This is a genomic window from Kitasatospora sp. NPDC001309 (genome assembly GCF_042896295.1).
GTDB lineage: Bacteria > Actinomycetota > Actinomycetes > Streptomycetales > Streptomycetaceae > Kitasatospora.
Window position 1 is genome coordinate 56,732 of record NZ_JBIAXC010000044.1, and the last position, 10,958, is coordinate 67,689.

General features: G+C 75.0%; 8 protein-coding genes. 6 read left to right on the forward strand and 2 right to left on the reverse strand.

What is annotated here, in order from left to right:
* Positions 1 to 215 precede the first annotated feature (215 nt).
* A complete protein-coding gene (locus ACFY2K_RS33610; protein WP_375892854.1) occupies positions 216 to 1,202 on the reverse strand; it encodes a LuxR C-terminal-related transcriptional regulator in 987 nt (328 codons plus the stop codon).
* A 370-nt stretch (positions 1,203 to 1,572) separates the two neighbouring features.
* On the opposite strand from ACFY2K_RS33610, the gene ACFY2K_RS33615 reads away from it, so the two are divergent.
* From ACFY2K_RS33615 to ACFY2K_RS33625, 3 genes are all read left to right on the forward strand, one after another.
* On the forward strand, positions 1,573 to 1,809 hold the full coding sequence (locus ACFY2K_RS33615) for a hypothetical protein (RefSeq protein WP_375892852.1): 237 nt from the start codon (positions 1,573 to 1,575) through the stop codon (positions 1,807 to 1,809).
* 146 nt (positions 1,810 to 1,955) lie between these two features.
* Positions 1,956 to 2,846: a hypothetical protein gene (locus ACFY2K_RS33620; protein ID WP_380532888.1), complete on the forward strand. Its 891-nt coding sequence runs from the start codon at positions 1,956 to 1,958 to the stop codon at positions 2,844 to 2,846.
* Complete coding sequence (locus tag ACFY2K_RS33625; protein ID WP_387716430.1) at positions 2,780 to 3,490, forward strand: VOC family protein; 711 nt, start codon at positions 2,780 to 2,782, stop codon at positions 3,488 to 3,490. Before ACFY2K_RS33620 ends, ACFY2K_RS33625 begins: the two co-directional genes overlap by 67 nt.
* Before the next feature lie 44 nt (positions 3,491 to 3,534).
* Here ACFY2K_RS33625 and ACFY2K_RS33630 read toward each other — a convergent pair whose 3' ends face one another.
* A complete protein-coding gene (locus ACFY2K_RS33630) occupies positions 3,535 to 6,093 on the reverse strand; it encodes an AAA family ATPase (protein ID WP_387716432.1) in 2,559 nt (852 codons plus the stop codon).
* A 225-nt stretch (positions 6,094 to 6,318) separates the two neighbouring features.
* Here ACFY2K_RS33630 and ACFY2K_RS33635 point away from each other — a divergent pair, with 225 nt between their 5' ends.
* The 3 genes from ACFY2K_RS33635 to ACFY2K_RS33645 are packed head-to-tail and all read left to right on the forward strand — an operon-like array spanning position 6,319 to position 10,952.
* Positions 6,319 to 8,595: a TOMM precursor leader peptide-binding protein gene (locus ACFY2K_RS33635; RefSeq protein ID WP_380593255.1), complete on the forward strand. Its 2,277-nt coding sequence runs from the start codon at positions 6,319 to 6,321 to the stop codon at positions 8,593 to 8,595.
* 21 nt (positions 8,596 to 8,616) lie between these two features.
* Complete coding sequence (locus tag ACFY2K_RS33640; protein ID WP_387716434.1) at positions 8,617 to 10,143, forward strand: SagB family peptide dehydrogenase; 1,527 nt, start codon at positions 8,617 to 8,619, stop codon at positions 10,141 to 10,143.
* Positions 10,140 to 10,952, forward strand: a complete 813-nt coding sequence (locus tag ACFY2K_RS33645) for an HlyD family efflux transporter periplasmic adaptor subunit (protein ID WP_375892844.1) — start codon at positions 10,140 to 10,142, stop codon at positions 10,950 to 10,952. Before ACFY2K_RS33640 ends, ACFY2K_RS33645 begins: the two co-directional genes overlap by 4 nt.
* Positions 10,953 to 10,958 lie beyond the last annotated feature (6 nt).

Consider the following 10,958-nt stretch of genomic DNA (forward strand, 5'->3'; position numbering starts at 1 on the left):
CCTGGTTGTACGTACGAAGGTCGGTACAGACCGACCATCGTGGCTTCCGATCATATGGAGATCGAAGGTGATCACCGACCCCCGGTGCACCAACCACCCCGGCGGTCACGGGACGATCCCGTCACAGAACATCCGAAAAGGGCTGATTCCGGCGGGCTCCGGCGCCGGCCCGGGCGGGCCGGTGCGGAGGTCGGTCGGGGCGGGGCGCGACGGGCTCAGAGCCAGCCGCGCCGGCCGGCGAGCAGACCGGCCTCGAAGCGGCTGCGGGCGCCGAGCCGGTCCATCAGGTCGGCCATCATCCGGCGGGTGGTGCGCAGCGAGATGCCGAGGTGCTTGCCGGCCGCCTCGTCGGTGTAGCCCTGGCCGAGCAGGCGCAGCAGCTCCTGCTCCTGGCGGGTGAGGCCCTCCTCGTCGCGCTCGCGCGGGGCGCCGAAGGGGGTGGCGTCGGACCAGGTCTGGTCGAAGAGCGAGACCAGGGCGGTGAGCACGCCCGGTGACGAGATCTGGACGGCACCCTTGAGGGTGTTGGCGGGGTCGATCGGGACCAGGGCGACCCGCCGGTCGATGACCAGCATCCGCAGCGGCAGCGCGGGCACGGTGCGCACCTCGCAGCCGAGGCCGGTGAGCCACTCGGCGTGCAGGACGGTGGCCCGGTCCTTGCGCACCGCGTCCAGGTAGACGGTGCGCATCGACACCCCGCGGGCCAGCAGCTCCTCGTTGTCGGGGCGGCTGGCCTGGAGGGAGGCGGCGGGCCGGGCGCGGCCGGGCGCGAAGGTGAGCAGTTCGTCCTGGACCGAGCTGACCAGCTCCTCCATCCGCGCCGCCACGGTGGCCATGCCGAGCAGTCGCTCCAGCTGGCTGTCCTCGGCCGACTCGTCGCGGAACTGGGCGAGCATGCCGGAGATCTCGGCCTGGCGCCGCTCGAACTCCAGCTGGGCGCGCTGCTGGACGGATTCGTAGTACCGCAGCAGGGCCGGCAGTCCGACCCGCGGGTCGACCGGCCGCAGGCCGCCGGAGGGCGTGCCCGGGGCCTCGACCTCGGAGGGGCGGAGCAGCCGCAGGTCGGCGAGCTGGTCGAGCGCGGCACGGACCTGCGCCCCGCCGAGGCCGAGTCTGTCGGCCAACCCCTCGACATCCAGCTGAGGATCCGTCAGCATCAGTCGATAGACCGCCTGCGCGGCATCGTCGATCCCCCGCGTCATCGGCGCACCACTCCCCCGCAGCCGGTACCGGTTTCCCGGCGCTCGGCCGGACAAGTCCGCTGCCCGATCATGCCAGGACGGGCAGGTCAGGACAACTGCGGAAGCGTTTCTTTCGGGGCTCCGGATCGACCGGCCGGGATAAGGGTAATGAGAAGGCAATGGCACCAAGGTGCCACCGCGATCTTCCTGCCGCCCCGAACACCTTCCGGCGGCCCTCGGCATCCTCCAGACTTTCGGTTGTCGGGAAGCCGCGAGCTCCCCGACCGGGCCCGCCGATGATTACGGACCGTCATCACCGACGGCCGACCGATCAGGTCGGTGAATTGGCCGGCACCCGCTTCCGCACCGCACTTCGTCCTGGGGGACCCTCATGCTGCTTTCCTACCGCAAGCTCGCCTGTACCGCCGCCGTCTCCGCCGTCGCCGCCGCCTTCGCCGGTGGCGTCCTGGCCGGTGCCGCGTACGCCACGCCGGGCTCCGCACCGGCCGTCGGCCCGGCCACGGCCTCGGTGCAGCAGTTCACGAACGGCCTCACCGCCCACCTCCGCGCGTCCCGGTCGGAGATGCTCCAGGGTGCCGCGACCCCGGCCGACTGGCACTGGAACTGACGGCCGCTTCCGCAGGCCACGGCACCTGACGCCGTCCCCGCCACCACCGGCCGACGAGCAGTCCGGCCGGACGGCGGGGAAGGCCCGTCGGCGGAACTCCGGACCGCCGCATAAATTGAACGTGCAACAATCCGCCAGGAGCGACAGTGCCGGTTATCGAACCGATCGTGCTGGACTTCTTCGGCTCGGAGATCGCCCTCGTCCAGGCCGACCGCGACGAGATCTCGTTCCATTTCGGGCCGCACCTCACCGGGATTTCCCGGGACCCCGACCAACTGCGGGTGGAATTCTCCCGTTCACCGGGGAAGGACGCGCCCGGCGATTTCCTGGTGCGCCGCAGTGACGGAACGCCATTGCTGCGCCGCACCTTCCGGGGCTGGGGCAACGTCCCGGGCGCGGTGCCGCCGTTCGCGGCCCTCCAGGACCGGTTCTGCCTGGCCCCCGCCGTGGTGCTGGCCAAGGGCGGCGCCACCGTGGCGCTGCTCGGCGGACCGTACTCGGAGCAGGCCAACGTGGGCGCCGCGCTGGCGCAGCGCTCCTGGGAGTTCGTCTCCGGACGACTGCTGGTGCTGGACCGCCGCACCGGGCACGTCCTGCCCTACCTCGCGCCGCTGGAGGCGCGCGGGCCGGCCGCGGCCTGGCTGCGCGGCGCCGGACTGCCGGACGGCACCTGGCGCACCGTCACCTCGCCGGTCGGCGGCGAGGTCCTGCTGGTGCGGCCGGAGAGCCTCGGCCCGGTCGTCCCGGTCCGGGCCCGGCTGGCCCCGCCGGCGCTGGTCCGGCTGTGCCGCAGCGACGACGAGGAAGTGCGGCTGGCACCATGGGAGTTCACCACCAGGACCTGGCCGGCCGGGTCCTCGGGACTGCTCGCCGACGCACCGACCCACTGCCTGCACCTGCCCGGCGTGAGCGGGGCGGAGGAGGCCGCCGGACTGATCGATCACGCCATGACCAAGGAGAAGGACGACTCGTGCCTCGACGTACCGGCTATGCCATCGGCGCACCGTGCTGGGCTGACTGCATCACTCCCGATCTGAGCGGCAGCCGGGAGTTCTACGCGGCGCTGTTCGGCTGGGAGTTCGTCACCGAGTCGCCGGACTACCAACTGGCCGTGCTGGGCGGGGAGGTCATCGGCGGGTTCGGCGCCGCACCGGTCGGGCTGCCGCCGCAGGCCGCGTGGAACGTCTACCTGGCGACCAAGGACGCGGAGCACTGCTGCGTCCAGGTCGGCCGGCTGGGCGGACGCGTGGTGATGCCCCCGGTGCCCGCCGGGGAGAACGGCCGGCTGCTGCTCGCCGTCGACTCCTCCGGGGTCACGGTCGGCTTCTGGGAGGGCGCCCGGGCCGAGGGCGTGGTGCTCGCCGACGAGCCGGGCGCGATCTGCGGCCACGAGCTGCGGGTGCCGTCCGCCATCCAGGCCGAGGCGTTCTACGGGCCGCTGTTCGGCTACCGGCTCGGCGCGGAAGGGGAGTTCACCCTGGACGGCTTCGCCCACGCCCGCGTGGTGGAGAGCGACCAGGGCCGTCCGTGCTGGCTGCCGCACTTCGGCGCGGCCGACCCGGCGGACGCCGTCCACCGGGCGGTCCGGCTGGGCGCCCGGCTGGTGCGGCCGGACTCGGACGAGCCGCCGGTCCTGCGGGACCCGTGGGGCGCGGAGTTCGGGCTGGTGGCGGCGGGCTGAGCCGGCCGGGCGCGTCGGACGGCCCGCCCGGCCCGCGGCCACGGTCACAACGCCTTGACCGCGGCGCCCAGTTCGGGCCGGCCCTTGATCGCCAGCTTGCGGTAGATCCGGCCCAGGTGGGTGTCCACCGTGCGCTTGCTGAGGCAGAGCCGCTCGGCCACCTCCAGGTTGCTCAGGCCCTGCAGCACCAGCTCGGTGACCCGGCGTTCGCTCGGGGTCAGCCGGACCGGACCGGCGTCCCGGGTGCCGATCGCCGGGCCGCCGCGCTCCTCGGCCGGGCGCGGCCGGGCGTCGCCGCCGGGCAGCGGGTCGGCCGCGATGGTCCGGGCGGCGGCGTGCTCGCCGAGCGCCTGGTAGGCCTGGGCCGCGTGGGCGCGCCACGGCACGCAGGCCGGATCGGCCACGCCGCGGGCGGCCAGCTGGTGGCCGCACTCCAGGAAGAGCCGCAGCGCCTGCTGGTGGTCGCCGCGGTGCGCGGCGACCAGGCCGCGGGCCTCCAGCAGCACCGCGCGCAGCAGCGGGTGCGCCTCGGCGGGCAGGTCGACCCCGGCCAGCGCGGCGGCGTCCACCGGCAGGCCGCGGCGCAGCCGGGCCCGGACGGCCAGCGCCAGCGCGGCGCCCGCGAGGTCCTCGGCCCGGATCTGCCGGGCCAGGTCGGCGGCCTGCTCGGCGTCGGCGAGGGCGGCGTCCGGCCGGCCCTGCCGGTGGGCGATGTCGGAGCGGGCCAGCAGGGCGAGGGCCAGTTCGCCGCGGTGGTTCCAGCGCCGGGCGGAGCGGACCGCCCGGCCGGCCCAGGCGGCCGCCTCGTCCAGCCGTCCCGTCCAGGCGTAGGCCATCGCCGCGCCCAGCACCTCCGTACCGGCCTCGGCGGGCGAGACCCGGCGCACGCAGCGCCCGGCCAGCCGCACCGCCGTACGGGGCTGGCCCCCGGCGGCGGCCAGCGCGGCCAGCGCCCCGAGCAGGGCGGTGCCGGCGGGCTCGGCCGGCTCGGCGCGCAGCGCGGCCAGGGCGGGCCGCAGGGCGGTGCGCCGGCCGGTGAGGGCGGCCTGGGCGGCGAGCGGCAGCAGCAGTTCGGCCGGGGGGCCGGGGGTGGCGGCGAGCGCCGCGGCGGCCTCGGCGAACGGGACGGCGGCGGCGCCGGCCGAACCGAGGGCGAGCACCGGCCCGGCGAACGGCCGGAGCAGCCGGGCCCGTTCGGCCGGGTCGGGGGTGGCGGCGAGGCCGGCGGCGCAGCGGGCGGCGGCGGCCACGTCGCGGTGGAGTTCGACGGTGCCGAGCTGCCCGGTGAGCGAGCGGACCAGCTCCGGGTCGGCGGCGTCGGCGAGGGCGCGCTGGAGGTAGCGGGCGGCGTCGTCCCAGTGGCCGTCGGCGGCGGCGTCCCGGGCGGCGGTGCGCAGGACGGGGACGGCCCAGTCCAGCCCGGTGGTGCCGGAGGACATCAGGTGTTCGGCGGTGCGGGCGGCGGGGGCGCCGAGCCGGGCGAGCAGGGCGGCGGCCCGCTCGTGCAGGGCGACCAGGACGCGCGGGTCGGTGCGGGCCAGCACGGCGGTGCGGACCAGCTCGTGCCGGAAGGTCTCCGGCGGGCCGGGTTCGATCAGGTCGGTGCGGTGCAGCGCCTCCCGGGCCTCGTCGGCGAGGAGTTCGCCCTGGCCGGTCAGCAGGGCGGCGGTGGCGAGGTCGGCCCCGGTGCCCAGGACGGCGAGGCCGGTGAGCAGTTCGGCGGCCCGGGGGTGGCTCTGCCGCAGCCAGCTGAGGGTGGTGTCGGCGAGGGTGCCGGCGCCGATCCGGCGGACCTTGTCGAGGTCGGGCGAGCCGGGGTTGATCCGGGCGGCGGCCAGCCGGGCGGTGAGCTCCTCGACCACCAGCGGGTTGCCGCGGGAGAGGTCGTGGCAGACGGCGGCGAGTTCCGGGTCGACCGGGGCGTCGAACTCCTCGGCGACCCGCTCGGCCACGCAGCTGTCGCAGAGCGGGCCGGGGGTGAGGGTGCGGGCGTGGCGCAGGGCGGCGAGTTCGGCGGCGAGCGGGTCGGCGGCCTCGTCGGCGGTGCTGGCGAGCAGGGCGACGGGCAGGCCGTCGAGCCGGCGGGCGAGGTAGGAGAACCACTGGCGGGACTCCTCGTCGGCCAGGTGGAGGTCGTCCACGGCCATCACGACGGGGGTCCGGGCGGTGAGCGAGCGGGCCGCGTGGAAAAGGTCGTTCAGCACCCTTTCGCGCCCGTTGCCGACGTTTTCGGAACCCGCCGGAAGGGCTCTTCCGAGGGCGTCCGGCAGATCTCCGGCGAGGGCCGCCCCGGGGAATTCCCCGGGTGATTCGCCCAGGAACTGCAGGCTTGGCGCCCCACTGGTTGTCATGCGCATGAAGGGATCGAAGAGCTGACGCACCACGCCGTACGGAAAGTCCCGCTCGTTGTCGTGACATCGGGCCCGCAGCACCACCGCGCCCTCCGGCAGCCGGGCCAGCGCGGCCCGCAGCAGCGCGCTCTTCCCGGCCCCGCGCGCGCCCCTGACCAGCACGACCGCGGACCGGCCGGCGGCCGCCCCGGCCACCGCGCGCGCCAGCTCCGCCAGCTCCGTTTCCCGGTGCAGCAAAACTCCAGTCGGCACCGCAACCCCCCGTCGTACCCGCGTGCGGACACACCAGTATCGCCCGCCGCGCCCCCCTGTCAACGTTCCGGGCGAATACGTACCGGGATACGTACCGGCCGAACGGAATACGCAATTCCACGCGATGCGTAACTCGACGGCGCCGACGGATATGCAGTATGTACAGCCCAATTGGCGCCGTGCTCGAATACTCACGACGAACTTGTGAACACAGGGGGATGACTGATGGAGCGACCGCGGCTCAAGGCCCATTTCCTCACCGAGACGGTGGGAGAAAAGGTCTTCCTGCTCGGAGAGGGGCAGGACTACCTCGTCCCGGGGGCCGCCGCGGTGCGCCTCCTGCCCTACCTGGACGGACGGCGCACCGTCGCCGAGATCCTCCAGGCACTGGGCACCGAGGTCCCGCTCGGCCAGGCGCTGACCGCACTGCGCCGCTACGAGGCCGCCGGGCACCTCGCCGAGGGCCGGCCCGAACTGCCGGACCACGTCCTCGCCTACTGGGACGCCCAGGGCGTCGACCCGGCCGTCGCCCTGGAGGCCGCCCGGGCCACCGAGCTGCTGGTGCTCGCCCTCGGCGCCGCCGAGGCCGCCCCGCTGGTCGAGGCGCTCACCGCCACCGGCCTGCGCGCCCGCGCCGTCACCGAGGACCAGGCCGTCACGGGCGGCCCGGACACCATGGTCGTCGCCCTCACCGACGACTACCTCGCCCCCGCCCTGGAGCGGCTGAACACCGCCCGGCTGGCCGACCGGCGCCCCTGGCTGCTCGCCAAGCCCACCGGCACCTCGCCCTGGCTCGGCCCGCTGCTGCGCCCCGACGAGACCGGCTGCTGGAGCTGCCTCGCCCAGCGGATCAGCGGCAACCGCCAGGTCGAGCGCTACCTGGCCGGCAAGCGCGGCGAGACCGTGCCGCTGCACCCCACCCGCGCCGCCATCCCGGCCGGCCCGGCGATGACCGCCCAGCTGCTCGCCACCGAGACCGCGCGCATCCTCGCCGACGAGTGCTGCTCCGCCCTCTCCGGCACCATGGTCAGCCTCGACCTCAACACCCTGCAGACCACCGAGCACACCCTGGTCCGCCAGCCCCAGTGCCCCGACTGCGGCGACCCGGCGCTGCTCACCGAGCGCAGCCCCAAGGTCGTCCTGCAGCCGAGCCCGGCCCGGCACACCACCGACGGCGGCTACCGCGTCCAGGCCCCGCAGTTCACCTACGACCGGCTCAAGCACCACATCAGCCCGCACCTGGGCGCGATCACCCGGCTCGGCGCGCACGACGACACCGGCAACGGCATCACCTACAGCTTCACCGCCGGCCACAACTTCGCCATGGTGAACGACAACATGGACCTGCTGCGCCGCAACATGCGCGGCCAGAGCGGCGGCAAGGGCCGCTCCGAGATCCAGGCCAAGGTCAGCGCGATCTGCGAGGCGATCGAGCGCTACTCGGCGGTCTGGCGCGGCGAGGAGCCGGTGGTGCGCGCCGCCTACCGCGACCTCGACCCGGCCGTCGCCGTCCACATGGACGCCCTGCTCCAGTTCTCCGACGCCCAGTTCGCGAACCGCGCCGAGTGGAACGCCGACCCCAAGCACCGGCTGCACCTGGTGCCCGACCCGTTCCCGGTCGACGCCGAACTGGACTGGACCCGCGCCTGGTCGCTCACCCACGACGAGGAGCGGCTCGTCCCCTCCGGCTACGCCTGGTACGGCCACCCCGACCTCCAGCAGCACTTCTACTGCGTCGGCGACTCCAACGGCTGCGCCAGCGGCAACACCCTGGAGGAGGCGATCCTCCAGGGCTTCTGCGAGGTCGTCGAGCGCGACGCGGTCGCCCTGTGGTGGTACAACCGCACCGCCCAGCCCGAGTTCGACCTCGACTCGCTGAACGACCCGTACGTGGACACCATGCGCGCCTTCTACGCCTCGGTGGACCGCGAGCTGTGGGTGCTCGACCTCACCTCCGACCTCGGCGTGCCGGTGTTCGCCGCGATCTCCCGGCGCGTGCACGAGGTCGAGGACATCATGGTCGGCTTCGGCGCCCACCCGGACCCGCGGATCGCCGCGATCCGCGCGCTCACCGAGGTCAACCAGTTCCTCCCGTTCATCGACCGGCGGGACGAGAACGGCGACACCCTCTACCGCACCGACGACCTGGAGACCCTGGAGTGGTGCCGGACGGCCACCGTCGCGGACGAGCCCTGGCTGCTGCCGGGCCGTGACCTCGCCGCCACCACCCTGGCCGACTTCGCCCCGCTCGACGGTGACGACCTCGCCGGACACGTCCGGGACTGCGTCGACCGCGCCCGCCGGGCCGGGGTCGAGGTGATCGTGCTCGACCAGAGCCGCCCCGACCTCGACCTCGCCGTGGTCAAGGTGATCGCCCCCGGCATGCGCCACTTCTGGCGCCGCCTCGCCCCCGGCCGGCTCTACGACGTGCCGGTCCGCCAGGGCCGACTGGCCGCTCCGCAGACCGAGGAGCAGCTCAACCCGAAGAACGTCTTCTTCTAGGAACGGCCGGGTACCGACGCGATGACCACCGCCCTTGACCGGATCCACCTGCCCGCCGCCGCCCGTACGGTGCGCCGGCTGCGGCTGCGCCCCGACGGCGCGTTCGCCCCGCTCGGCCCGAGGGCCGTCCGGCTGACCGCGCCGGTCGGCGCGCTCGACCTGCCCGACCTGGCGCCCGGCGCCCGGGAGGCGGTGGCCGCGCTGGCCGCCGGGGAGCACACCGAGGAGGAGCTGGCCGCCCTGGTCGCGGCCCGGGACGGCGACACCGGGCTGCTGCGCTGGCAGCTGGCCCGCCGCCGGCTCGGCACGGCCGGGATGCTGGAGCACTCCGTGCACCTGGCCGTCGACGGCCCGGACGGCGCCGCCGGCACCGAGGAGCCGCTGGCCCGGCTGCGCCCGGTCGGCCGGGGCGCCGCCGAGCCCGGCCCCACCCCGGACCCGACCGGGCAGGTGAAGCTGTCCCGCTTCGCCACCGCCGCGGTCGAGGACGGCGCCCTGCTGGTGCGCTCCCCGGGCAGCCCGCTGGCCGTCCAGCTGACCACCCGGGCGGCCGGCCTGCTGGCCGCCCTGGCCGGCTGGACCAGCCCCGCCGCACTCGCCCAACTCCCCGGCGCCCTGCCGCTGGACGCCGTCCGGCAGACCCTGCGGCTGCTCGCCGCCGCCGGGCTGCTGGCCTACGGCGCCCCCGGCGCCGAGCCCGAGGCCGAGGAGCAGCGGTTCGCCCAGTGGACCGCCGCCGACCTGGCCTTCCACTCCCGCACCCGGCGGCCCACCAGCGTGGCCGGCTACGGCGGCACCTACCGCTTCGGCGACCGCTTCGCCCCCGAGCCCGCCTCGCCCGCGCCGTTCGCGGGCGAGAAGGTCGCCCTGCCCGTCCCCGACCTGGACGAACTCACCCGCACCGACCGGCCGTTCACCGAGGTGCTGGAGCAGCGCCGCTCGGTGCGCGACCACGACGAGCAGGCGCCGATCACCCTGGAGCAGCTCGGCGGGCTGCTCTACCGCAGCGCCCGCCGGCGCCAGACCTTCACCGGCGGGGACGGCCAGGAGCTGGCCGACCGGCCGTACCCGAGCGGCGGCGCGGTGCACGAGCTGGAGCTGTACCCGCTGGTGACCTCCTGCGCGGGCCTGGAGCCCGGGCTGTGGCACTACGCGACGGACCGGCACGAGCTGGAGCTGGTCAGCGCGCCGAGCCCGGCCACCGCCCAACTGGTGAAGAGCGCCCGCGAGTCCTGCCTGATGCAGACCGACCCGCAGGTGGTGCTGCTGGTCACCGCGCGGTTCGGCCGGGTGATGTGGAAGTACGAGACGGTCGCCTACCCGCTGGTCCTCAAGCACGTCGGCGCGCTCTACCAGACCCTCTACCTGGTCGGCACCGCGATGGACCTCGCGGTCTGCGGCCTCGGCGGCGGCGACGCGGCCGACTTCGCCGCGGCCAGCGGCCTCGACTACTTCACCGAGGGCACCGTCGGTGAGCTGGTGATCGGCAGCCGGCCGCCGACGCTGCGCCAGGACGTGGGCGTCCCACGGAGAGAAGCCAGAAGATGAAGTTCCGTTTCAAGGCGCTGCAGCGGATGCGCGAGCCGGACGAGCTCGACTCGCCGACGCTGCTCGCCGCGCCGCGGGGCTGGATCGCCCTGTTCGTCGTGATGATCACCATGGCCGCCGCGCTGCTGTGGACCTTCGCCGGGACGATCCCGATCACCGTGGACGCCCCCGGCCTGCTCACCCACCCGCACGGCACCGCGATGATCCAGAGCCCGTTCGGCGGGATGGTCCGCACCGTCCTCGCCAAGCCCTCCGACCAGGTCCGGCAGGGCCAGTCCGTGGTGCGGGTCGAGGACACCGAGGGCCACAGCCGGGAGATCACCAGCCCGTTCGGCGGGCGGGTGGTCGGCCTGTCGGTCACCGACGGCCAGGTCGTCGCCCCCGGCTCGCCGGTCGCCTCGGTCGAGCGGGTCGACGACCCGCAGGAGCGGATGGTCGCGATGGTCTTCGTACCGGCGACCCGCACCGTCGGGCTGGAGCCCGGCGACCAGGTCGACCTCAACGTGTCCACCACCCCGGCCGGCGCCTTCGGCCTGCTGCGCGGCACCGTCAGCTCGGTCAGCCCGTACGCGCTCACCCGGGAGGCCGTCTCCGGCCTGGTCGGCGGCGACCTCGCCGCCCAGCGCTACCTCGGCAAGGACGCGCCCCGGCTGGTCGTCGTCGACCTCACGCCCGACCCGAACACCCCCAGCGGCTTCGCCTGGACCTCCCAGAGCGGCCCGCCGAACCCGCTGGGCACCCAGGTCGCCGTCACCGCCACCATCAACGTCGGCGAGCAGACCCCGTTCAACCTGATCCTCGGCCGCTGAGAGGAG

Bases quoted from the DNA above. Each gene is read 5' to 3' on its own strand.
- ACFY2K_RS33610 (WP_375892854.1), bottom strand. From the start codon at position 1,202: ATGACGCGGGGGATCGACGATGCCGCGCAGGCGGTCTATCGACTGATG.
- ACFY2K_RS33635 (WP_380593255.1), top strand. From the start codon at position 6,319: ATGGAGCGACCGCGGCTCAAGGCCCATTTCCTCACCGAGACGGTGGGA.
- ACFY2K_RS33640 (WP_387716434.1), top strand. From the start codon at position 8,617: ATGACCACCGCCCTTGACCGGATCCACCTGCCCGCCGCCGCCCGTACG.
- ACFY2K_RS33645 (WP_375892844.1), top strand. From the start codon at position 10,140: ATGAAGTTCCGTTTCAAGGCGCTGCAGCGGATGCGCGAGCCGGACGAG.
- ACFY2K_RS33615 (WP_375892852.1), top strand. From the start codon at position 1,573: ATGCTGCTTTCCTACCGCAAGCTCGCCTGTACCGCCGCCGTCTCCGCC.